Source organism: Frigoribacterium sp. Leaf415 (assembly GCF_001424645.1).
Taxonomy (GTDB): Bacteria; Actinomycetota; Actinomycetes; order Actinomycetales; family Microbacteriaceae; genus Frigoribacterium.
Window position 1 is genome coordinate 1,894,859 of the sequence record NZ_LMQR01000001.1, and the last position, 21,971, is coordinate 1,916,829.

Sequence of the window (21,971 nt, forward strand, 5' to 3'; positions counted from 1 at the left end):
CGGGGGCTTCGTCGTCGGGGCGTCGGGCGAGGGTCAGTTCGACCCCGAGAAGTAGTCGTTCGTGAAGCTCTGCATGGCCTCGGCGAAGGCCGGGTCACCCATCAGGATCGCCGCCGCTCCGAACCCCTGCACGAGACCGAAGACGACACCGGCGACGAGGGGCACGACGAATCCGAGACGCCCGGCGCGCAGCCGCCGGAGGGTCCACCAGGTCGAGACGGCGAAGAGCGCCACGGCCAGCACGGCCATGACGACACCGAAGGTCTGCAGCCCGGCCGATGAGCCGAACCCCGAGAGGTCGAGCCCGAACGTCTCGAACTGGGCGAGCTGCGTCGTCGCGTAGCCGGGCACGCGGGCAATGGCCTGGATCGCTCCGAAGGCGCCCAACCCGATCAGGGCGAACGTCGCCACCCGGTCGATGCGGCGCCCGGTCGTGAGTGCAGGAGGCGCGGTGCGGGTCTCGTCACCGGGGCGCACGTCGGTCGAGATGGCGGGCCGCGCGTCCTGACCGGCGACCCGCGCCTCCTCGGCGCTGTCGGCCTCGGCCGTGACGGGATTGACCCAGCCCTCGGGGGCGTACTCGCCGTAGCGCGGCTTCGGACGGTCGTCGGTCATCGGGTGCGACCGCCGAGGCCGCGCGCGTCGACCTGGCCCGTCGCGTCTTTCCGGAGCTCTTTCGGAAGCGAGAACATCAAGTCCTCTTCGGCCGTGACGACTTCTTGGACGTCGACGTAGCCGGCGTCGGAGAGGTCGGCCAGGACCTCGTCGACGAGGACCTCGGGCACCGACGCGCCGGAGGTGACCCCCACCGTCTCGACGCCGTCGAGCCACTCCTGCTTGATCTCGTTCGTGTAGTCGACGCGGTAGGCGGCCTTGGCCCCGTGCTCGAGGGCGACCTCGACGAGACGCACGCTGTTCGAGCTGTTCGCCGAGCCGACGACGATGACGAGATCGGCGCCCTGGGCGACCTTCTTGATCGCGACCTGGCGGTTCTGCGTGGCGTAGCAGATGTCGTCGCTCGGGGGGTTCTGGATGCTCGGGAAGCGCTCGCGCAGACGACGCACGGTCTCCATCGTCTCGTCGACGCTGAGGGTGGTCTGCGACAGCCAGACGAGGTTGTCGGGGTCGGCGACGACGAGGTCGTCGACCTCGCCCGGGTTCTGAACGAGGGTCGTGCGGTCCGCCGCGTGACCCATCGTGCCCTCGACCTCTTCGTGCCCGGCGTGGCCGATCAGGATGATGTGACGGCCCTGGTTGCCGAAGCGCACGGCCTCGCGGTGCACCTTCGTGACGAGGGGGCAGGTCGCGTCGATGGCCTGCAGCTCGCGGTCGGCCGCACCCTTCACGACGGCCGGCGAGACGCCGTGCGCGCTGAAGACGATGTGCGACCCCTGGGGGACCTCGTCGACCTCGTCGACGAAGATCGCTCCCTGGCTCTCGAGGGTCGCCACGACGTGCACGTTGTGGACGATCTGCTTGCGGACGTAGACGGGAGCGCCGTAGTGCTCGAGCGCCTTCTCGACCGCGATCACGGCTCGGTCGACGCCGGCGCAGTACCCGCGAGGTGCCGCGAGCAGCACCCGCTTGCGTCCGTTGACGGGGGTATCCTTTAGCCTGTTCCGCACCGCAGGAACACGCGGTGTCGGCAGGTCGATGGCGAGGGCGCCGTTGGAGATGTGGCTCACCCGACGAGTCTAGGTGTGCCGGACTGGTCGCGTACTGGGAGCGGCCGCGCGAACGGTCGATCGCCCCGGGCCGTCGCTCGTCCTGCCGGTGTCGACCATCCCTCGAACGGAGCTCCATGACGATCGTTCCCCCTCCCCCCACCGCCGAGTCCCCGTGGCCCGTCGGGCTCCTCGCGAGCAAGGTGCGCGACTGGATCGACCGCCTCGGCACGGCCTGGGTCGAAGGCGAGATCACCCAGTGGAACGTCTCCGGGGGCAACGTCTACGGCAAGCTCCGCGACCTCGAACAGGACGCCACCGTGTCGTTCTCCATCTGGTCCAGCGTGAAGTCGCGCGTGCCCGCCGACCTCAAGCAGGGCGACCGCGTCATCGCCGCCGTCAAGCCGAACTACTGGGTCAAGGGCGGCAGCCTCACGATGCAGGTGTTCGACATGCGCCACGTCGGGCTCGGCGACCTCCTCGAGCGACTCGAACGTCTCCGCCGCCAGCTCACGGCCGAGGGGCTCTTCTCCCCCGAACGCAAACAGGCCCTGCCGTTCCTCCCCGGGTGCATCGGCCTCGTCACCGGCAAAGACAGCGACGCCGAGAAGGACGTCCTGCGCAACGCCCAGCTGCGATGGCCCTCGGTCTCGTTCCGGGTGGTGCACGCGGCGGTGCAGGGCGACCGCATGGTCGGCGAGGTCACGGCGGCGATCCAGCGTCTCGACGCCGACGACGAGGTCGACGTCATCATCGTCGCCCGAGGCGGCGGCGACTTTCAGAACCTGCTCGGCTTCAGCGACGAGGGGCTCGTCCGCGCCGTCTCGGCCTGCACCACGCCGGTCGTCAGTGCGATCGGGCACGAGGCCGACCGGCCGCTGCTCGACGACGTCGCCGACCTGCGCGCGTCCACGCCCACCGACGCCGCCAAACGGGTCGTCCCCGACGTGACCGAAGAACTGTCCCGCGTGCAACAGGCGCGCACCCGCATCGGCGTGCGTCTGACCTCGCTGGTCGCCACCGAGATCGACCGGCTCGAACAGATCCGCAGCAGGCCCGTGCTCGCCTCACCCCAGACCCTCGTCGACGTCCGGGCCGACGAGGTCGTCCGGGCGGTGGCCCGGGGTGAAGAACTCGTCGGGCGGGCCGTCGAGAGGGCGCACACCCGGGTCTCCGAGCTCACGGCGCAGCTGCGCGCCCTGTCACCGCAGGGCACACTGCGCCGCGGCTACGCGATCGTGCAACTGCCGTCGGGCAGCGTGCTGCGGTCCCCCGACGAGGCTCCCGCCGAGACGCGCCTCCTCGTGACCACCGACGGAGGCGCGGTGGGCGCCGTCAGCACCGGCGCCTCCTCCCCAGGCTCCGACGCGACGGGCGACTCCTCACCCGTGGCGTCTGACGCGACCTCCCTCAGCACCCCTCGTTAGGATCGTCCCGTGGACACCACCCCGACCAGCACCCCGCCCGACGTCTCCTCGCTCAGCTACGAGCAGGCCCGCGACGAGCTCGTGTCCGTCGTGAACGAACTCGAGCAGGGCGCCTCGACCCTCGAACGCTCGCTGGCCCTCTGGGAACGCGGCGAGGCACTCGCCCGGCGCTGCGAAGAATGGTTGATGGGGGCGCGAGAGCGACTCGAGGCGGCCCGCCGCCAGGTGTCCGCCGAATGACCTCCCCCTCCGAGGGCGGCCGGCGGGTCCCGCGACGTCCTCGTGAGCCCCGCGTCGTCGCAGAGCTCGGCCGGCCCGAGACCCCCGACGAGACCGCCGCGCGCAAGGCCGAGAACACGCGCAAGCACTACGCGAACCAGACGGCGATCAACCTGACCCTCTCGATCGTCGCCTCGCTCGGCATCGTGCTCTTCCTCGTGCTCGTCGTGGTCCGCCCCAGCGGCACCGTGAACCGCCAAGAGATCGACTACGTGCAGGTCGCGACACAGGCGCAGGCGAGCGTCGACGCTCCCCTCGCCGCGCCTCCGTTGCCCGACGGGTGGTCGTCGAACGCGGCCGAGGTCCGGTCGTCCACCCGCGACGACGTGCCGACCTGGTACGTCGGGCTCATCACCCCCGACCAGCAGTTCATCGGCCTCGAACAGGGCATCGACGCCAACCCGACCTGGGTCAGCCTGCAGGTGCAGAACGCCGCGGCGACGTCGACCCGGTCGATCGGCGGGCTCACCTGGGACGTCTACGACCGGCGTGACGCCGACGACCCGGGCAACTACGCCTACGCCCTGACCACCACGGTCGACCGCAGCTCGTACGTGCTGTACGGCACGGCCGACGACTCCGAGTTCGACGTCCTGGCCACCTCACTGGCCGAACAGATCTCCAGCCAAGAAAGCGAATGACGTGACCCGACACGACCCCGCCGCCGACGCCCCTGCCGCGGCAGCCCACATCCCTTCCGCCTCCGGCTCCCTCTCCGGTTCCGCCTCCCGTTCCGCCTCGACGGACGAGCCGACGACCGACCCCGCCGAGGATTCGGCCCCCGGTACCGCGTGGAGCCGCATGGTCGAGGGCAACCACCGCTTCGTCGACGGGGCACCGCACCACCCTCACCAGGACAGCGACCGCCGATCGTCCCTCGCCGCCGGACAAGAACCGGTGGCCGCCCTCTTCGGCTGTGCCGACTCGCGACTCGCCGCCGAGATCATCTTCGACGTCGGTCTCGGTGACCTCTTCGTCGTACGCAACGCCGGCCAGGTGGTCGGCGACACCGTCATCGCCTCGCTCGAATTCGCCGTCTCTGTGCTCCACGTCCCCCTCATCGTGGTCCTCGGCCACGACAGCTGCGGCGCCGTCGCCTCGGCCATCGACTCCATCGGTTCCGACGCCGCCCCCGGGTCGGAGTTCCTGGGTGGGCTGATCGACATGATCATGCCGTCGGTCGAGCGTGCCCAGCTCGATCTCGAGAACGGTGCCGACCTCGACCCCCGCACGGTCGGCCAGCTGCACATCGAGGCGTCCGTCCGCACGCTCGTCGACCGGTCCGCCCTCATCACGTCCGCCGTCGCGGACGGTAAGTTGGCCGTGGTCGGCGCGAACTACGACCTCGCCAACGGGCGGGTCGACCCTTCGGTCGTCGTCGGCCGACTCTGAACCGAGTCGGGGCGAACGCTCCGACGCCCCGCGCCCTCGACGGGCGCAGCAGCCCGGCAGGGCCCGAGGAAAGGACCACGACGTCGTGACCACATCCGAGACCGAGTACCGCATCGAGCACGACACGATGGGCGAGGTGCGCGTTCCTGCATCGGCGCTCTACCGCGCCCAGACGCAGCGTGCCGTCGAGAACTTCCCCATCAGCGGGGCCGGCCTCGAGCCCGCACAGATCGTGGCGCTGGCACGCATCAAGCGGGCGGCCGCCCTGGTGAACGGCGAGATGGGCATCATCGACCGGCCCGTCGCCGACGCGATCGTCTCGGCCGCCGACCAGATCATCGGCGGCAGCCACCACGACCAGTTCCCCGTCGACGTCTACCAGACCGGCAGCGGCACCTCGTCGAACATGAACATGAACGAGGTGCTCGCCACCCTCGCCGGCACGGTCGACGGCGTCGCCGTCCACCCCAACGACCACGTCAACGCGTCGCAGTCGTCGAACGACGTCTTCCCGACCTCCGTCCACGTCGCCGTCACGGGTGCGCTGCTGCACGACCTGGTCCCCGCCCTCGACCACCTGGCGATCGCCCTCGAGAAGAAGGCCTCCGCCTGGTCCGACGTGGTGAAGGCAGGCCGCACCCATCTCATGGACGCCACGCCGGTCACGCTCGGCCAAGAGTTCGGCGGCTATGCGCGGCAGATCCGTCTCGCGATCGAACGGGTGCAGAGCGCCCTTCCCCGCGTGGCCGAGGTCCCCCTGGGCGGAACGGCCACGGGGACCGGCATCAACACCCCCCAGGGCTTCCCGCAACGGGTCATCGCCGCCCTGGCGGACGACAGCGGTCTGCCCGTCACCGAAGCGCTCGACCACTTCGAGGCGCAGGGGGCGCGCGACGCGCTCGTCGAGGCCTCCGGTGCCTTGCGAGTGCTCGCCGTGAGCCTCACGAAGATCAACAACGACATCCGGTGGATGGGCTCGGGGCCGAACGCGGGCCTCGGCGAGCTGCACATCCCCGATCTGCAGCCCGGCTCGTCGATCATGCCCGGCAAGGTCAACCCGGTCATCCCCGAGGCCGTGCTCATGGTCTCGGCACGGGTGATCGGCAACGATGCGACGATCGCCTGGGCCGGCGCGTCCGGAGCCTTCGAGCTCAACGTGGCGATCCCCGTGATGGGAACGGCACTGCTCGAGTCGATCCGCCTGCTCTCGAACGCCACCCGCGCCCTGGCCGACAAGACCGTCGACGGGCTCGAGGCCAACGTCGAGCACGCCCGTGCCCTCGCCGAGTCGTCTCCCTCGATCGTGACGCCGCTCAACCGGGTCATCGGCTACGAGGCGGCGGCGAAGGTGGCCAAGCACGCGGTCGCGCAGAAGCTCACCGTCCGAGAGGCCGTCGTCGACCTCGGGTTCGTCGAGCGGGGCGAGGTCACCGAGCAGCAGCTCGACACCGCACTCGACGTGCTCAGCATGACCCACCCGGGCTGAGCCTCGCCCGGCGGGGTGCCCTGCCCTGCCCTGCCGGGCTGAGCCCGCGCGGCGGGGCGCCCAGGTTTGCCCCGTCGGGCTGAGTCCAACGCGCGGCGCCCAGCCCGCGCGGCGCCCAGCCCGCGCGGCGCCCTGCCTGGGTCGCCGCCCTGCCCGCGCGGCGCTCAGCCCGCGCGGCGCCCAGCCCGCACGGCGCCCAGCCCGCACGGCGCCCAGCCCGCACGGCGCCCAGCCCGCACGGCGCCCAGCCCGCACGGCGCCCTGCCCGCGCGGCGCTTCGTCCGGGTCGCCCTGTCAGGGTCGCCGCTCTGTCCGGGTCGCCGCTCTGTCCGGGTCGCCGCAGCAGCAGCAGCCCATCGGGCGTCCCCGCCCGGAGCGTCCCCGCCCGGGACATCGCCTATCGGCGTCGCGCCCGCAGCACGTCGAGGAGGCGCGCGTCCGTCGGCGACGGACTCGCGCCTCCTCGGCGTCTCGGCTTCTACTCTTGCCCTCCTCGTCCTGTGGCCGCGGTCGCAACGCAGCGCGGACGTCACAGAACCGTCATGACGGCATCGATGCCGACGCCGACCGAACGGCTGGCCACCACACACCAGAACGCCGCGAGCAGGCACGGCCCGAAGGGGACGCCCCGACCGGCCCGTGCCGAGTCGGCCCCTGGATGCGACCGTGACCGTCGCGACCTCGTGCCGAACGTCCGAACGCCGGCCACCCCGATGGCCAGCGTTCCGGCGAGACCCCAGAAACCCAGCAGAGCCGTCAGGTCGCCCGTCGACAAGAGACCGGTCAGCACGGCCCCGAGCTTGACGTCCCCCATGCCCAGGCCGCCCGCGAGAGCGGCCAGCAGACCGAACACGGCGGCGGCCAGGGCGAGGGCCAGACTCGTCACCGCCTGGGCGGGGTCACCCCCGGCGACGTGCAGAGCCGTCGACACCCCCCAGGCACCCGCGGCCACTCCGACCAGGACGTTCGGCAGTCGACGTTCGGCCAGGTCGATCCGGACCAGGGCCGGTGTCACGGCCGCGACTCCGAGAAATCCGACGAGCGTCACCGCCCCCGCGTTCGCGCCCGCGAGAGGCTCGGCAAGAGGCGTGGCGGCCGTGGCAGCGACCGCGACCGTCGACAGTGCAGCCACGGCGACTGCTTCGCGGGCCTGCGTGCGCTCGGGCAGCGGCCCGCCACCGCCTCGAGCTGCTCCCCAGTCCGCCGAGTGCGTCCCGTCCAGCGAGCCGCTCCTGTCCGCCCAGCGCGTCCCGTCCAGCGAGCCGCTCCCGTCCACCGAGCGCGTCCCGTCCAGCGAGCCGCTCCCGTCCACCGAGCGCGTCCCGTCCGGCAACATCGTCCCGTCCTCCAGACCGTCCGATGAGGTCATGACGCTCCCACTGTCGAAGCCGTCCCCGGTCCAGGCGGCCCCGGGGGCGAGACACGTCCTCGAGCCGGTCGAGCCAGATGCCACGGGCGTCGCCCCCGTGTGCGCCGGACACCAGGACGGCGGGCACGTCCGCGGGGCACGACGAGGCGGCGTCGAGGTCGTCGGGCATCCCCGAGCACCGTGTGGACGGCCTCGATGATGAGCGGTCGATGGTCGCGCACCATCTCGTAACTGGCTCGAAGGGCGACCCGACCCTGGATCGTGATGGCCAGGTCCTTCAGGCGATCTGTGTCGAACGTGTCGCCGTGCCAGCTGCGGCCGTCGAGTTCGAGGGCGACGACGCCGTCGACGACGACGTCGATGCGGCGACGGTCCCCCGGGCCGACCCGGGTCTGCGACTCGACCCGGTGCCCCAGACCGACGAAGGTCACCCGCATGACGCTCTCGATGAAGCTCTCGCTTCGGGCGTCGGCCCAGTCGACGATGCCTCTCACGTCGGCCGGGGCCCCCGCGAAGGCCTCGTGCAGTCCGACGACCGAGAAGTGACCGCTGGACAGTGCCCAGTCCAGCAGGGCGACCGCCTCGTCGAGAGGTGCGGCCACGACGGCGTCCACCAGCGCGGTTCGCAGGGGTACGGCCCAGGCCGCCCGGTGGGCGTCGTCCACCGCGTGTTCGTCGTCGCCGGCGTGACATGGCACCGTCTCGGATGACGGACGAGGGGGCACTCGCCCGTCGGCCCGCCACCGGACCGCCGCGCCCCGCCGTGGCCGGAGTCGTGACGCCCCAGGGGGCACCACGACGCTGACGGTGGGAGCGGCCGTCCACATCCACGCCCCGAGCAGGGCCAAGAGCGACGCCCCGGTCAACCTGCCCCCGATGCGCACGGCTTCGTGCCTCGCGTCACCCGGCGGGAAGGTCGTGTACCAGCCTCGACGGGCTCGGTGCACGTGCCCGAAGCGCACGGCTGCGGTGAGCATCCGGTCGGTGGCTCCGAGGGCGACGAGATCCCGCTTGTGGAGGACGCCGCCGGAATTCCTGACGTGGGTCGCGATCTGCTGCATGCCGCCAGGTTGACGCGACCCGCGCCTCCTCGGCGGGGCGTGCGAGCCCGCCGGTGGAAAAGGACGGCTACGCACGAACTGGGGCCGGGGCGTTCCGCACTCCGGCCCACCGGCACACCGGCACCCATCACGCCAAAGGCCGCACCCGCGCCGCGCCACACCCGCGCCCCGCCCACGCCACGCCCACGCCGCACCCGCGCCGCGTCCGCGACCCTGCCAACCTCGGCACCCCGGCCCGCCCCACCTTGCTCGGCTACACCCCAAGCCCCACGCCGGCTACACCCCAAGCCCCACGCCGGCAACACCCCACCCCACACGCGCCGGCAAGTCCGGAGAATGCCGCGCGGGGACCTCCACCCGTCCTCGAACCGTGTCGACATGCTGAGTTGCCGACTCAGCAGGCGGCCGCCGGGCGACGTGCGGATCGCACCGCGACGGGGCCCCGTCACGGACCGCAGAGCACGACGCGACCCCGAGCACCGCCGCCAACTCAGGAAAACGACGACCAGGCGCACCACCCGTCACCGTCAGCGCGCATATCTCCTGAGTTGCCGACGCAGCGCGCGACCGCCGGGCGACGTGCGGATCGCACCGCGACGGGGGCCCGTCACGGAGCGCAGAGCACGAGGCGACCCCGAGCACCGGCGCCAACTCAGGAAAACGACGACCAGGCGCACCACCCGTCACCGTCAGCGCGCATATCTCCTGAGTTGCCGACACCGCGCGCGGCTCCCCTCCCCCTGGCCGGCTCACACCGAACGCACCCGGCACCGCCCGGGGGGGGCAGGAGGCGCGGGTCGGGTGACCAGCGCCTCCTGCGGTCCCTGCTACATCAGGTCGTTCGACTCGAGCATCTCGGTGACGAGGGCCGCGATCGCGGACCGCTCGGAGCGGGTCAGCGTCACGTGACCGAACAGCGGGTGGCCCTTGAGCGTCTCGATGACCGAGGCGACCCCGTCGTGCCGGCCGACGCGCAGGTTGTCGCGCTGCGCCACGTCGTGGGTCAGCACCACCCGCGAGTTCTGGCCGATGCGACTGAGCACGGTCAGGAGCACGTTGCGCTCGAGGGACTGAGCCTCGTCGACGATCACGAACGCGTCGTGCAACGATCGTCCCCGGATGTGAGTCAGGGGCAGCACCTCGAGAATGCCCCGCTCGACCACCTCGTCGAGGACGTTCTGGGACACGATCGCACCGAGCGTGTCGAAGACGGCCTGGGCCCAGGGATTCATCTTCTCGCCGGCATCGCCCGGGAGGAACCCCAGGTCTTGGCCGCCCACCGCGTAGAGCGGGCGGAAGACCATGATCTTCTTGTGCTGTTGCTTCTCGAGGACGGCCTCGAGGCCGGCGCAGAGCGCGAGGGCTGATTTGCCCGTACCAGCGCTGCCGCCCAGCGACACGATGCCCACCTCGGGGTCGAGCAGCAGGTCGATCGCCAGACGCTGCTCGGCCGAGCGGCCGTGCAGCCCGAAGACGTCACGATCGCCGCGGACGAGACGTGCCTCGCCGCGGGCGAACACCCGCGCCAGCGCCGAGCCACGATCCGAGTGCACGACCACCCCGGTGTTCACGGGGACGTCCGCGAGCGATCGAGCGGAGATCTTCTCGGACTCGTAGAACGAGGCCATCTGCTCGCTCGAGACCTCGATCGAGGCCTGCCCGGTGTACCCGCTGTCGACGACCTGTTCGGCCCGGTACTCTTCGGCGGCGAGCCCGATGGATGCGGCCTTCACCCGGAGGGGCAGGTCTTTCGACACCACCGTGACGGCCAGCCCGTCGGCGGCGAGGTTCGACGCGACGGCGAGGATGCGCGAGTCGGCGTCGTTCAACTGCAGGCCCGAGGGCAGGACCGACATGTTCGAGTGGTTCAACTCGACTCGCAGCGACCCCCCGTCGCCCACGGCCACCGGGAAGTCGAGACGGTCGTGCTTCACGCGGAGGTCGTCGAGCAGGCGCAGGGCCTGACGCGCGAAATAGCCCAGCTCGGGGTCGTGACGTTTGCCCTCGAGTTCGCTGACGACGACGACGGGCAGCACCACGTCGTGTTCGGCGAAACGGAAGAGAGCCTGCGGATCGGACAGCAGCACCGAGGTGTCGAGCACGTAGGTGCGCTGGGCGACCGCCTGGTCACCCCCCGTGGCTGATGCGGTGTTGCGTTCGGTTGAGGTGATGTTCGACGCGGTCACGACCACTCCGTCCTCGGGCGGCTGGGCACCCGGGTACCTTCGGCAGAGACGGCCGCGGAGCAGTTGCGAGGCGAACTTTCGTGGCCGTCTCGATCGGGCTCCTTGCCCGATGTGACGAACCTACGACGCGCCTCCGACATCCGCATCACCGACGCGACCGTGTCGTGTGACGATCAGGTGAACGACCCTCATGTGCTGGTCGAGGGTCGAGGGTTGCGGGTCACCCCGCCCCGCCCCACCGGATGCGCCCTAGTAGAAGACGCTCGTGCCGAACGAGGTGAACGCGCCCCGCAGCATCTCGAACGAGTCGTCGCCCGTGGACACGTGCACGCTCAGCCGCACGGTCGTGTCGCGTACGGTCGCCGTGACCCCGTGGTTGATCAGTGCGGCCGTCAACGTCGTCATCTGGTCGAGGGCGGGTTCGAGCACGACGATGCCGGCGCGCTCGGCCTCGTCGCGGGGTGAGACAACCGGCACGGCGAACTCGTCGGCGAGGTCGATCACCCGGGTGGCCCGCTCGGCCACGGCTCGCGAGACGGCGGCGACGCCCACGTCCGCGAGGTCCTCGAGGGCCGTGGCGAACCGTGCCTGGGCGATGGGGTCGGGATGCGTCAGCTGGAATGCCGCGACACCCGGACGGGTCGGCTGCCGTTCGTGGTACGAGCCGCCGAGGGGCAGGTCGCTGCCGGCGACACCGCTGAACACCGGGGTCAGGGCCGAGAGTGCTCGATCGCTCAAGGCAAGGAAGCCCGTCCCCCATCCGGCCCGGACCCACTTCTGGCCGCCCGACGCGACGACGTCGGCCACGGCGTAGGGCGCGTCGACCACGCCGAACCCCTGGATCGCGTCGACGATCAGCAACCGGTCGCCGATCACCTGACGGATGCCCTCGAGATCCACGAGGTACCCCGTGCGGTAGTCCACCAGGCTGACGGCGACGGCGGTGACCGAGTCGGTGAGGTGGCGCTGCACCACGGCCGGCGTCACGACGTCGTGGTCGAGATCCATCCAGACCGGCTCGAGCACGCGCAGCGCCTCCGCCGAACGGGTCGCCGCGATGGGCATGCTCGGGTAGTCCCGGGGCGACATCAGCACCTGCCCGGTCAGACCGAAAAGCGTGTGCGTGAGTCCCGCGCTCGTGTTCGGTTGGAAGACGACGTGGTCGGGGGCGAAGCCGACGAGTGACGAGATCGCCCGTCCGACGCGCCCTGCCTGCTCGGTCAGGGCGATCTCGGAGCCGAAGCGGGCCCGGGCCTGCACCTCGACCAACGAGCGCTGCTCGTCGGCGACGGAGCTCGAGATGGGTCCCCACTTCGCGAAGTCGAAGTATCCGGGTTCGTCGGTGAACCCCGAGGCGAGGTCGTCGATGGTCTTCACGGTGTTCTCCTAGGCGGGGGTGACTGGTCCACCGTAGTGCCGTCCGTGGTCCGCCGACCCTCGCCTCCTCGTCCCGTCGTCGACGCAGGCGCGTGCGCGGCCGTCGCGCGGGCCGCCGGCAACTCGGGAGAACGGCACACCCACGCCCCCTCAGGAGGCGCGGCGCAACCCAACTCCGGAGTTGCCGACACCAGCCCACCCCCGCCCAACTCACGCCGGCGCCTTCGCTGGCGCCCGCGCTCGCGCTCGGCGATCAGGCCGCCGGCAACTCAGGAGAACGGCACACCCGAACCCCACCAGGAGGCGCGGCGCAGCTTAACTCCGGAGTTGCCGACACCAGCCCACCCCGCCCAACTCACGCCGGACCGAGCAGGCCGCGGCGCCCGAAGGTGTAGAGCAGCGCCGGCGCCGGCGCCCGCGCCCGGCGATCGGGCCGCCGGCAACTCAGGAGAACAGCACACCCACGCCCCCTCAGGAGGCGCGGCGCAGCCGAACTCCGGAGTCGCCGACACCAGCGCGGTCTCCGAGCCGGCAGACGCGCCCGCGTCAGCTGCCGTAGCGGCGGTGCCGGAGGGCGAAGTCGCGCACGGCCCGGAGGAAGTCGACCTCGCGCAGGTCGGGGTAGAAGGCCTCGACGAAGTAGAACTCGCTGTGGGCGCTCTGCCACAGCATGAAGTCGCTCAACCGTTGTTCGCCCGACGTGCGGATGACGAGGTCGGGGTCGGGTTGGCCGCCGGTGTAGAGGTGGTCGGCGATGAGCTCGGGGGTGAGCACCTCGGCCAGGGCGTCGAGCGTGCCGCCCGCCGCGTCGTGCGCCCGCACGATGCTGCGCATGGCGTCGGCGATCTCGCGGCGCCCGCCGTAGCCGACGGCGAGGTTCACGTGGAGCCCCGTCTTGTCGGCCGTCCGGGCCTGGGCCTCGCGGAGGGCCGAGCAGAGCGCCGGCGGCAGGTCGTCCGTCGCGCCGACGTGCTGCACGCGCCAGTCCCGCTGACGCGAGAGCTCGTCGGCGACGTCGCCGATGATGCCGAAGAGCTCGGTCAACTCGTCGGACTGGCGGTTGCCGAGGTTGTCGGCGGAGAGCAGGTACAGCGTGACCACCTTGATGCCGAGGTCGTCGCACCAGGTGAGGAACTCGCTGATCTTCGCCGCACCCGCGCGGTGCCCGTGGGCGGCGGTCTCGAGCATGCGCTGCTTGGCCCAGCGCCGGTTGCCGTCGACGATCATGGCGACGTGGTGCGGCAACTCTTGACCGTCGAGGCTGCGGCGGATGCGGTTCTGGTAGAGGCCGTACAGGACTCCCCTGGCGAGGGGAGAAGGACGGCGCTTTTTCACAGGGCTACGGTAGCCCACGGCGGGCCCTCCACAGAGCAAACGATTCTCAGCCCGCCTTCTCGGACGCTCCCCTAGGCTCGGCCCCATGAGCAGCCACACCGACGGAGATCGCGCGGGCCTCCAGGCCGACGAGGTCGACCGGGCCGACCGATCCGACGGGGCCGACATCCCGAACCTGCCGTTGCTCGACGACGCCCTCGACTACCCCGGCATCGAGCGCAAACCGAGTTGGCGCGGCTGGATCCATGCGGCCACCTTCCCGGTCGCGATCGCGACCGGAGTGGTGCTCGTGGTCCTCGCGCAGGGTGTGGCGGCGACCTGGGCCTGCGCCGTCTTCATGACGACGTCGCTCCTGCTCTTCGGCATCTCGGCGACGTACCACCGCTTCCCATGGAGCCCGAACGCGAAACGTTTCCTCAAGCGCCTGGACCACGCTAACATCTTCCTGTTGATCGCCGGCACGTACACGCCCATCGCCGTCATCGCCCTGCCGCCGTCGAAGGGCGTCACCCTGCTCGTGCTCGTCTGGACGGGCGCCGTGCTCGGCATCCTCTTCCGGGTGTTCTTCCTCAACGCGCCGCGGTGGTTGTACGTGCCGCTCTACGTCCTGCTGGGCGTCGGCGCGTTGGGCTTCATCGTCGACCTGCTCGACGCGAACGTCGCGATGATGGTGCTCGTGCTGGTCGGCGGCGCCCTCTACATCGCGGGCGCCGTGTTCTACGGAATCAAGAGGCCGAACCCCGTACCGGGGCACTTCGGATTCCACGAGCTGTTCCACACCATGACGGTGCTGGCGTACCTCTGCCACTGGACGGGCATCCTGCTCGTGGCCCTGGACCCACCGACCTTCTAGGGCGAGGTCACCCGAGCCGAGGAGGCGCGGGTCGCCGCCCCGGCACCGGTCGCGTCGGTCACGAGTCGCCCTCGCGCCTCCTGCGGTCGCCGTCGTCGTCGAGGTCGCCCTCGACCGGGCGGGCGCGCCGGTCGGCGTCTCCGGGCAGTTCTTCGTCGTCGAGCGCCGCAGCCGCCAGGGTCGCCTCGTCGCGCTCGGCCTGGATGCGCTCACGCACCTCGCCGCGGTAGCGGGTACGGCGGACCCGCCGGGTCATGTCGACGACGATCAGCACCGTCGCGATCGCGACGAACGCGATGGCGACGAAACCCCAGACGCCGGGCGTGACCGCCTCGTCGGGGATGGTCGACGGCGGCAGGGTCGGGTCGGGCGTCTGCGGCTGGGCGAGCAGACGGGTCGTGACCGTGAGCACCGAGTCGGAGAGCGCGCTCATCGCTGCACCCCGACGAGGCCGGTCTCGGGGTCGACGACGCCCGCGAACAGGTCGTCCTCGGGCAGGTCGGACTCGACGTTCGACTCGACGAGCTGGAAGTCCTCGGTGGGCCAAGCGGCCACCTGCAGGTCGTGAGGCCAGAAGAAGAATGCGCTGTCGAGCGGCACCTGGCTGGCGTGCGACCGGAGGGCGGCGTCGCGCACGGGGAAGAAGTCGGAGACCGGCACGCGGGTCGTGGCCAGGTCGGGACGGTCGCTGAAGCGGGCCAGCATCTCGGTCAGCGACTCGATGAGGGGCGACTCGGGGTCGCTCTCGCGCAGGTGCGTGATCATCGCCCCGATGCGCCCTGCACTGAACATGCGGTCGTAGTAGACCTTGTCGATCTGCCAGGCGTCGCCGGTGGCCGGGTAGCGCTCGGGGTCGGAGGCGTCACGGTAGGCGGCCATCGAGATCTCGTGAGTGCGGATGTGGTCGGGGTGCGGGTAGCCGCCGTTCTCGTCGTAGGTCACCAGCACCTGGGGCTTGAACCGGCGGATGATCGCGACGAGGGGCTCGGCGCTGATCTCGAGCGGGATGGTCGAGAACGAGTTCACCGCGACCGACTCGCCCTCGGCCGGAAGCCCCGAGTCGGCGTAGCCGAGCCACAGGTGGTCGATGCCCATGGCCGCCTGGGCGGCCGCCATCTCGTGCACGCGCAGGCCCGCAATGTCTCGCTCGGCGTGAGCGCGGGCCTCGAGCTGCTCGTTGAGGATCGACCCCTGCTCGCCGCCGGTGCAGCTGACGACCAGGACGTCGACGCCGAAGCTGCGGTAGTAGGCGTAGGTCGCCGAGCCCTTGCTGGACTCGTCGTCGGGGTGGGCGTGGACCGCCAGCAGGCGCAGGGTCAATTCTTCCTCGCAATGTGTGCCGGGCAGACGTTGCTACCCTGGGGACAGCTTAATCGGACGGAGATCCGCGTGACGTCCACGCCCCGTGTCACCTCACCCTCGTCGCGCCTCGACGCCCGGTACGGGCGTTCCCCGCGGGGTCGACGGCGCCGCCTGGTCGTGGGGCTCTCGGTGGCCGTCGCCTTCGTCGTCGTCTTCGCGGCCTGGGTCGTCTTCGCCGCGTTCGACGGCACCTCGTCCCAGCTCGAATCCGCCGACGTGGGTTACCAGGTGACCTCCGACCGCGCCGTCGAGGTGCAGTACACCGTCACCGCGGACACGGGCGAGGCGGTCGACTGTGCGGTCGAGGCCCAGAACAGCGGCTTCGCGGTGGTCGGCTGGAAGATCGTGCACCTGCCCGCCTCAGAGCAACGCTCGGTGACCTACACGACCTCGCTCGCGACCTCGGAGCGGGCGGTCACGGGCTTGATCTACCGGTGCTGGCTTCCCTAGACTGCTCAGAATCGCACGACGAGACCGGCCACTCGGCCGGTCTCCTTTTTTCGGTGGGCGACCTCGCCCCGGCTCCCGGCACCGCGCCTCCTCGGCTCGATTCGCCCGACCGGGTTCGGCCGCCGCACGAAACGGAGACACCATGAGCACTGACAACGAGACCACGTGGCTCACGACGGACGCCCGCGACCGTCTGCAGGCCGAGCTCGACACCCTCAGCGGCGAGGGACGTCGTGAGATCGCGTCGCGCATCGAGGCCGCCCGCGAAGAGGGCGACCTGAAGGAGAACGGCGGCTACCACGCCGCCAAGGACGAGCAGGGAAAGATGGAGGCGCGCATCCGCACGCTGATCAACCTGCTGAAGCACGCGACGGTCGGCGACTCGACGGCCGCCGACGGCATCGTCGGGCCGGGCACCGTCGTCACGGCGACGATCGCCGGCGACGAGAGCACGTTCCTGCTCGGCAACCGCGAGATCATCGCCGCCGGCAGCGACCTCTCGGTCTACAGCGAGACCAGCCCGCTCGGGCAGGCCATCAACGGCCTGAAGGTCGGCACGACCACCAGCTACACCGCCCCGAACGGCAAAGAGATCTCGGTGTCGATCACGCACGTCGAGACCTACCAGCCGTAGGTCGCCCGACTCGAAGGCCCCCGCTCGATCGGAGCGGGGGCCTTCGTCGTCCCGGGGCCCGTGGCGACGACTGCCGTCGCGGATGTCGGCAACTCCGGAGGACGACGTGCAGAACGGCCGTCGTCCTCCGGCCGGTCGTCGTTCTCCTGAGTTGCCGACAGGGACACAGGCCCGTAGGAGGCGCGGCGCGGGTCAGGAGGCGCGGGCCGGGTCAGGGGGTGCTGGCTCGCAGGAGGCGCGGGTCGCGTAAGGAGGCGCAGGCCGCGTCAGGAGGCTCGGATCACTTCAGGGGCGCGGGCACACAGGAGACGCGGCGCGGGTCGAGAGCGCGGGTCGCGGGCCCGCAGGAGGCGCGGGCCGCGTCTCGCCGAGGCGGCTCAGAAGTCGACGTTGGGCTCGTACCCGGCGTCGCGAAGCCGCTGCAGCACCTCCTCGACGTGGTCGGGGCCGCGCGTCTCGACGCTGAGCTCCAGCTCGACCTCGCTGATCTGGAGACCGCGACCGTGGCGGGTGTGCAGCACCTCGACCACGTTGGCGTTGGCGTCGGACAGCACCTCGCTCACCCGGGTCAGCTGGCCGGGACGGTCGGGCATGCCGATGCGCAGCTTGACGTAACGGGCGGCGGCCGCGAGGCCTCGCCCGATCACGCGCTCCATCATGAGCGGGTCGATGTTGCCGCCGCTGAGGATCACCACGGTCGTGCCGAGGTCGCGCACCTGCTCGGTGAGGATGGCTGCGATGCCCACGGCACCCGCGGCTTCGACGACGAGCTTGGCGCGCTCGAGCAGCACGAGCATCGCCCGAGCCGTGTCGTCGTCGCTGACCGTGACGATCTCGTCGACGGTGTCGCGGATGATCTCGAAGTTGAGCACGCCGGGCTTCGCGACGGCGATGCCGTCCGCGATCGTGGGCTGGGCGTCGATGTCGGTCCGCACGCCGAGCTTCATCGAGACGGCGTAGGGGGCGGCGTTGGCCGCCTGCACGCCGATGATCCGGACGTCACGCCCGGTGAGTGCCGCGCTCTGCTTCAGGGCGCTGGCCACGCCGGCCGCCAACCCGCCCCCGCCGACGGGCACGATGACGGTGTCGACGTCGGGAACCTGCTCGAGGATCTCGAGCCCCAGCGTGCCCTGGCCGGCGACGACGTCGGCGTGGTCGAACGGCGGGATGAACACGGCGCCGGTCGTGTCGGAGAACTCTTGAGCGGCCCGGAGCGACTGCTCGACCGTGTGCCCCCGGAGGACGACGTCGGCGCCGTAGTGTCGGGTCGCCTGCAGCTTGGGCAGGGCCACGCCCACGGGCATGAAGATCGTGGCCGCGATGCCGAGCTCGCGGGCGGCCAGGGCGACACCCTGAGCGTGGTTGCCGGCCGAGGCCGCGACGACCCCGCGCGCCTTCTCGGCGTCGGTCAGCTGCGTCAGGCGGTTGTAGGCGCCTCGGATCTTGTACGACCCGGTGCGCTGCAGGTTCTCGCACTTGAGGTGCACCCGCGAACCGAGCACGTCGGCGAGGTACTGCGAGGTCTCCATCGGGGTGACGCGGACGACCTGCGAGACGCGATCTCGCGCCTCCTCGATCTCGACGAGGGTGGGACCGGCCAGGGTGCGTTCAGACATCGGTGAGGCCTCCGGGCTGCGTGACGTCGTTCTCGACGGGTCGTGGCTGTTGCCGCCACGTGCCCCTCGCGACGTAGGTGATCATGACGTTCAGCACGGCCACGAACGGGACCGCGAAGAGGGCGCCGGGGATTCCGGCGACCAGGGTACCGGCCGCGACGGCGAAGACGACGGCCAACGGGTGCACCTTGACGGCGCTGCCCATGACGAAGGGTTGCAGCAGGTGCCCCTCGATCTGCTGCACGAGGATGACCACGGCGAGCATGAGCAGGGCGACGACCCAGCCGTTGTAGACGAGCGCGATGACGACGGCGACCGCCCCGGTCGCGACGGCACCCACGACGGGCACGAACGAGCCGAGGAACACCGCGATCGCGATCGGCGCCACCAGGGGCAGGCCGAGGAACAACGCCCCCAGGCCGATGCCCACGGCGTCGACGAACGCGACGAAGATCTGCACCTTGACGAAGTTCGTCAGGGTGAGCCACCCGGCGCGGCCCGCCCCGTCGATCGCCGGACGCGAGACCCGGGGGAAGAGCCTGACGACCCATCGCCAGATCTCGGCACCGCCGATGAGCAGGAAGATCGTCGCGAAGAGCCCGAGCACCAGCCCCGCACCCACGTGCCCCGCGGTCGACCCCACCGAGAGCGCACCACGCACGAGCGGCTGGCTGTCTTGTTGGATGGCCGCGACGGCGTCGGACACGTACCCGTTGATCTGGGCTTCGGTGAGGTGCAAGGGCGAGGTGAGCAGGAAGTCCTTGAAGTCGCCGTACGAGGCGATCGACCGATCACGCAACGAGGGCCAGCCGTCGACGATCTGGAGCACGACGAGCAGCAGGAGGCCGGAGACCGAGACGAAGAACCCCACCAGGACCGACACGACCGCCAGCCACTTGGGCCAGCCGTGCCGCTGCAACCACCCCGACAGCGGAACGAGCAGGGCGGAGATCAGCAGGGCCACCAGGAAGGGGATGACGATGACCCGCAGCTGGGTGACCAGCCAGACGAGGACGCCGGCCACCGCCACGAGCAGAAGGATGCGCCACGACCACGCCCCGGCGATGACCATGCCCCGGGGCACGGACGGATCGGCGACGGTGCCGGCCGTGCTTCCGCTCACCGCGTCGCCCTGCGTCTCGTCGCCGCGCGTGGGGCGGTTCCGCCAGATCATCGCGTCAGTTTATGGCCCTGCGAGGCCGGTCATCTACCCGTCCACATGCCGGTGAGAGCATGTGTCCTCGGGGACGAGACGACACGAGGAGGCGCGGCGCCTGTCGGTGGCCGTCGCTACAGTCGTCCGCGTGCCCCGTCAGCAGCTCTCCCCCGCCCAGGCCCGACGCGTGGCCCTGGCGGCCCAGGGCTTCGGTGGGCCGGTCGACGGCCCCGTGCGCCCGGGGACGCGTCAGCTGAACGGCCTCGTCGACCGCCTCGGCCTGCTGCAGATCGACTCGGTGAACGTGTTCGAGCGCAGCCATTACCTGCCCGCGTTCGCCCGCCTCGGCTCCTACGACCGGGCGACCCTCGACCGCCTCACCTTCGCTCCCCGCGGACGGTACGTCGAGTACTGGGCCCACGAGGCGGCCATCGTCCCGGTGACCACATGGCCCTTGCTGCGGTGGCGGATGCGCGACTACGAGGCCAAGTGGCGGGGCGACGCCTCGTCGTGGTTGTCGACGAGCCCGCGCATGGAGCGTTGGCTGCTCGACGAGATCCGCGACAAGGGCCCGCTGCCCGCCAGCCTGGTCGAGGCCGACGCCGCAGTCTTCCCGCAGCCCGACCGGACGGGCCCTTGGTGGGGGTGGGGTGACGTCAAACGCGGCCTCGAGTCGTTGTTCCGCACCGGCGCCCTGGTCAGCGCCGGCCGTCGGCGGTTCGAGCGCGTCTACGCACTACCCGAACAGGTGCTCCCGGCCGATGTGCTGGCCGTGGACGTCGACCGCCACGAGGCCCACCGCCGCCTCGTCGCCCACGCGGCCCGCGCCTCCGGGGTGGCGACGGCCTCCGACCTCGCCGACTACTTCCGGCTCAAGGCCGCGGACGTCGCGCCTGCCCTGCGCGAACTGCACGACGAAGGAGTCGTCGAGCCCGTGGTCGTGCCGGGCTGGGGTGCGACCGCGTGGCTGCATCGAGACGCCCGCGTGCCGCGCCGACTCGAGGCCGACGCCGTGCTGTCGCCGTTCGACCCCGTGGTCTGGCACCGGCCCCGGGCCGAACGACTCTTCGACTTCCGCTACCGGATCGAGATCTACACCCCCCGCGAGAAGCGAGTGCACGGCTACTACGTGCTGCCCGTCCTGCAGGACGATCAGCTCGTGGGGCGGGTCGACCTCAAGAGCGATCGTCAGGCGGGCGTCCTGCGGGTGCAATCGGCGTGGCGCGAGCGCGACCTCCCGATCGACGTCGAACGGCTCGCGACGACGCTGCGCCGAGCAGCGGCCTGGCAGGGAGTGGACTCGGTCGAGGTCGCCGACCGCGGAGACCTGGCAGGCGTCCTCCGAGCGACCCTGGCGGGCCGCGCCGATTCCGACGCCGACGTCGCGGTCCGCCACCGCGACTAGAAAGTGCCCGCGTTCTGCCGCAACCGCTGGACGCGGTCGGCGAGCGGTGGGTGGGTGCTGAAGAGCCGGTCCATCACGCCGGGCTTCATCGGATCGCTGATCCAGAGGTGCGACATCGAGGTGTTCTGCTGCTGCATGGGCCGACCGTAGGCACCGAGCTTCTCGAGCGCTCGGGCGAGACCCTCGGGGTACCGCGTCGTCAACGCCCCGGTGGCATCGGCCAGGTACTCGCGCTGACGCGAGACGGCCGCCTGGACGCCTGCCGCGGCGAGCGGGGCGATGATCATGGCCACCAGACCGAGCACGAGGAAGACGGGGTTCCCGCCGCCACCGCCGTTGTTGTTGGAGTTGCGGTTGCCCCCGGACAAGGCGCTGAAGAACGACATGCGCAACAGGATGTCGGCGAGGAAACCCACGGCCACGACGAGGCCGAACACCATGGTCGACACCCGGATGTCGTAGTTCTTGACATGGCCGAGCTCGTGAGCCATGACACCCTGCAGCTCGGCGTCGTCCATGATCTCGAGCAAGCCCGTCGTGGCGGCGACGACCGCGTGGTCGGGGTCGCGCCCCGTGGCGAAGGCGTTGGGGGCCGGATCGACCACCACGTAGACCTTGGGCATCGGCATGCCCATCGTGATGCTGAGGTTCTCGACCGTGCGGTAGAGGCGCGGAGCCGTCACGCCGTCGACCTGCTGGGCGTTGCTCATCGAGAGCGCCTGCCCGCTGGCGGCGAAGTACTGGATCAGCGCGTAGACCGCGGCACCGCCGAGCACGAGGAAACCGATCGACCCGTTGTTCCAGATGGCGCTCGCGGCGAACCCCAGCGCTCCGATGATCACGAGGAAGATCAGGACGATGAAGACGGTGTTGCGCTTGTTGCGCGAGATCGCGGAGTACATGGTGTCGAGAACGACTG

Annotated in this window: 21 protein-coding genes; 10 read left to right on the top strand and 11 right to left on the bottom strand. The window is 71.0% G+C overall.

Features of this window, described 5'->3' with window-relative positions:
* Positions 1-33 precede the first annotated feature (33 nt).
* Positions 34-615 carry a DUF6264 family protein gene (locus ASG28_RS08725; RefSeq protein WP_055974134.1) on the bottom strand — a complete coding sequence of 194 codons (582 nt, stop codon included), beginning with the start codon at positions 613-615 and terminating at the stop codon, positions 34-36.
* On the bottom strand, positions 612-1,685 hold the full coding sequence (locus ASG28_RS08730) for a 4-hydroxy-3-methylbut-2-enyl diphosphate reductase (RefSeq protein WP_082454523.1): 1,074 nt from the start codon (positions 1,683-1,685) through the stop codon (positions 612-614). Before ASG28_RS08730 ends, ASG28_RS08725 begins: the two co-directional genes overlap by 4 nt.
* Before the next feature lie 116 nt (positions 1,686-1,801).
* Between ASG28_RS08730 and xseA the strand changes: the two genes are divergently transcribed.
* From xseA to ASG28_RS08755, 5 genes are all read left to right on the top strand, one after another.
* Positions 1,802-3,091: an exodeoxyribonuclease VII large subunit gene (gene xseA / locus ASG28_RS08735; RefSeq protein ID WP_055974135.1), complete on the top strand. Its 1,290-nt coding sequence runs from the start codon at positions 1,802-1,804 to the stop codon at positions 3,089-3,091.
* A 9-nt stretch (positions 3,092-3,100) separates the two neighbouring features.
* Positions 3,101-3,331: an exodeoxyribonuclease VII small subunit gene (locus ASG28_RS08740; protein WP_043597840.1), complete on the top strand. Its 231-nt coding sequence runs from the start codon at positions 3,101-3,103 to the stop codon at positions 3,329-3,331.
* Positions 3,328-4,011 carry a DUF4245 domain-containing protein gene (locus ASG28_RS08745; protein ID WP_055974137.1) on the top strand — a complete coding sequence of 228 codons (684 nt, stop codon included), beginning with the start codon at positions 3,328-3,330 and terminating at the stop codon, positions 4,009-4,011. The genes ASG28_RS08740 and ASG28_RS08745 overlap by 4 nt, the downstream gene beginning before the upstream one ends.
* Positions 4,012-4,171: 160 nt before the next feature.
* A complete protein-coding gene (locus ASG28_RS08750; protein WP_055977328.1) occupies positions 4,172-4,762 on the top strand; it encodes a carbonic anhydrase in 591 nt (196 codons plus the stop codon).
* 85 nt (positions 4,763-4,847) lie between these two features.
* Positions 4,848-6,248, top strand: a complete 1,401-nt coding sequence (locus ASG28_RS08755) for a class II fumarate hydratase (RefSeq protein ID WP_167599052.1) — start codon at positions 4,848-4,850, stop codon at positions 6,246-6,248.
* A gap of 529 nt (positions 6,249-6,777) precedes the next feature.
* On the opposite strand, the gene ASG28_RS08760 is transcribed toward ASG28_RS08755, so the two are convergent.
* Positions 6,778-7,617, bottom strand: coding sequence for a hypothetical protein (locus tag ASG28_RS08760; protein ID WP_055974140.1), 840 nt, complete (start codon positions 7,615-7,617; stop codon positions 6,778-6,780).
* Between the two features lie 182 nt (positions 7,618-7,799).
* Here ASG28_RS08760 and ASG28_RS16405 point away from each other — a divergent pair, with 182 nt between their 5' ends.
* The gene (locus ASG28_RS16405; protein WP_157485680.1) at positions 7,800-8,327 is read left to right on the top strand and encodes a hypothetical protein; all 528 of its coding nucleotides are present in this window, start codon (positions 7,800-7,802) and stop codon (positions 8,325-8,327) included.
* Positions 8,328-9,505: 1,178 nt separating this feature from the next.
* Here ASG28_RS16405 and ASG28_RS08770 read toward each other — a convergent pair.
* From ASG28_RS08770 to ASG28_RS08780, 3 genes are all read right to left on the bottom strand, one after another.
* Positions 9,506-10,849: a PhoH family protein gene (locus tag ASG28_RS08770; RefSeq protein WP_055977334.1), complete on the bottom strand. Its 1,344-nt coding sequence runs from the start codon at positions 10,847-10,849 to the stop codon at positions 9,506-9,508.
* Between the two features lie 264 nt (positions 10,850-11,113).
* A complete protein-coding gene (locus ASG28_RS08775) occupies positions 11,114-12,241 on the bottom strand; it encodes an aminotransferase class V-fold PLP-dependent enzyme (protein WP_055974145.1) in 1,128 nt (375 codons plus the stop codon).
* A 546-nt stretch (positions 12,242-12,787) separates the two neighbouring features.
* Positions 12,788-13,576: an isoprenyl transferase gene (locus tag ASG28_RS08780; protein WP_043597826.1), complete on the bottom strand. Its 789-nt coding sequence runs from the start codon at positions 13,574-13,576 to the stop codon at positions 12,788-12,790.
* A gap of 85 nt (positions 13,577-13,661) precedes the next feature.
* Here ASG28_RS08780 and trhA point away from each other — a divergent pair, with 85 nt between their 5' ends.
* Positions 13,662-14,429: a PAQR family membrane homeostasis protein TrhA gene (gene trhA / locus ASG28_RS08785; RefSeq protein ID WP_082454524.1), complete on the top strand. Its 768-nt coding sequence runs from the start codon at positions 13,662-13,664 to the stop codon at positions 14,427-14,429.
* A 58-nt stretch (positions 14,430-14,487) separates the two neighbouring features.
* Here the strand turns inward: trhA and ASG28_RS08790 are convergent, their stop codons facing one another.
* Positions 14,488-14,862, bottom strand: a complete 375-nt coding sequence (locus tag ASG28_RS08790; protein WP_157485681.1) for a hypothetical protein — start codon at positions 14,860-14,862, stop codon at positions 14,488-14,490.
* A complete protein-coding gene (gene mca / locus ASG28_RS08795) occupies positions 14,859-15,749 on the bottom strand; it encodes a mycothiol conjugate amidase Mca (RefSeq protein WP_200925277.1) in 891 nt (296 codons plus the stop codon). The genes ASG28_RS08790 and mca overlap by 4 nt, the downstream gene beginning before the upstream one ends.
* 69 nt (positions 15,750-15,818) lie before the next feature.
* Between mca and ASG28_RS08800 the strand changes: the two genes are divergently transcribed.
* Together ASG28_RS08800 and greA are read left to right on the top strand one after the other, a co-directional pair.
* Complete coding sequence (locus tag ASG28_RS08800) at positions 15,819-16,241, top strand: DUF4307 domain-containing protein (protein WP_054145156.1); 423 nt, start codon at positions 15,819-15,821, stop codon at positions 16,239-16,241.
* A gap of 142 nt (positions 16,242-16,383) precedes the next feature.
* A complete protein-coding gene (gene greA / locus ASG28_RS08805) occupies positions 16,384-16,875 on the top strand; it encodes a transcription elongation factor GreA (RefSeq protein ID WP_055974151.1) in 492 nt (163 codons plus the stop codon).
* Between the two features lie 377 nt (positions 16,876-17,252).
* Here greA and ilvA read toward each other — a convergent pair whose 3' ends face one another.
* Positions 17,253-18,491 (bottom strand): threonine ammonia-lyase, encoded by a 1,239-nt coding sequence (ilvA, locus tag ASG28_RS08810; protein WP_055974155.1) that lies wholly within the window; start codon positions 18,489-18,491, stop codon positions 17,253-17,255.
* Complete coding sequence (locus ASG28_RS08815) at positions 18,484-19,665, bottom strand: AI-2E family transporter (protein ID WP_055974157.1); 1,182 nt, start codon at positions 19,663-19,665, stop codon at positions 18,484-18,486. Before ASG28_RS08815 ends, ilvA begins: the two co-directional genes overlap by 8 nt.
* A gap of 130 nt (positions 19,666-19,795) precedes the next feature.
* On the opposite strand from ASG28_RS08815, the gene ASG28_RS08820 reads away from it, so the two are divergent.
* Complete coding sequence (locus ASG28_RS08820) at positions 19,796-21,052, top strand: winged helix-turn-helix domain-containing protein (RefSeq protein WP_055974160.1); 1,257 nt, start codon at positions 19,796-19,798, stop codon at positions 21,050-21,052.
* Here ASG28_RS08820 and ASG28_RS08825 read toward each other — a convergent pair.
* Positions 21,049-21,954: a M48 family metalloprotease gene (locus tag ASG28_RS08825; protein WP_055974165.1), complete on the bottom strand. Its 906-nt coding sequence runs from the start codon at positions 21,952-21,954 to the stop codon at positions 21,049-21,051. The genes ASG28_RS08820 and ASG28_RS08825 overlap by 4 nt on opposite strands.
* Positions 21,955-21,971: the final 17 nt, after the last annotated feature.

What these genes read in the sequence shown, in the direction of transcription:
- ASG28_RS08750 (WP_055977328.1), top strand. Translation starts at nt 4,172, where the DNA reads ATGGTCGAGGGCAACCACCGCTTCGTCGACGGGGCACCGCACCACCCT.
- xseA (WP_055974135.1), top strand. Translation starts at nt 1,802, where the DNA reads ATGACGATCGTTCCCCCTCCCCCCACCGCCGAGTCCCCGTGGCCCGTC.
- ASG28_RS08790 (WP_157485681.1), bottom strand. Translation starts at nt 14,862, where the DNA reads ATGAGCGCGCTCTCCGACTCGGTGCTCACGGTCACGACCCGTCTGCTC.
- ASG28_RS08815 (WP_055974157.1), bottom strand. Translation starts at nt 19,665, where the DNA reads ATGATCTGGCGGAACCGCCCCACGCGCGGCGACGAGACGCAGGGCGAC.
- ASG28_RS08725 (WP_055974134.1), bottom strand. Translation starts at nt 615, where the DNA reads ATGACCGACGACCGTCCGAAGCCGCGCTACGGCGAGTACGCCCCCGAG.
- ASG28_RS08825 (WP_055974165.1), bottom strand. Translation starts at nt 21,954, where the DNA reads ATGTACTCCGCGATCTCGCGCAACAAGCGCAACACCGTCTTCATCGTC.
- ASG28_RS08745 (WP_055974137.1), top strand. Translation starts at nt 3,328, where the DNA reads ATGACCTCCCCCTCCGAGGGCGGCCGGCGGGTCCCGCGACGTCCTCGT.
- greA (WP_055974151.1), top strand. Translation starts at nt 16,384, where the DNA reads ATGAGCACTGACAACGAGACCACGTGGCTCACGACGGACGCCCGCGAC.
- trhA (WP_082454524.1), top strand. Translation starts at nt 13,662, where the DNA reads ATGAGCAGCCACACCGACGGAGATCGCGCGGGCCTCCAGGCCGACGAG.
- ASG28_RS08760 (WP_055974140.1), bottom strand. Translation starts at nt 7,617, where the DNA reads ATGACCTCATCGGACGGTCTGGAGGACGGGACGATGTTGCCGGACGGG.
- ilvA (WP_055974155.1), bottom strand. Translation starts at nt 18,491, where the DNA reads ATGTCTGAACGCACCCTGGCCGGTCCCACCCTCGTCGAGATCGAGGAG.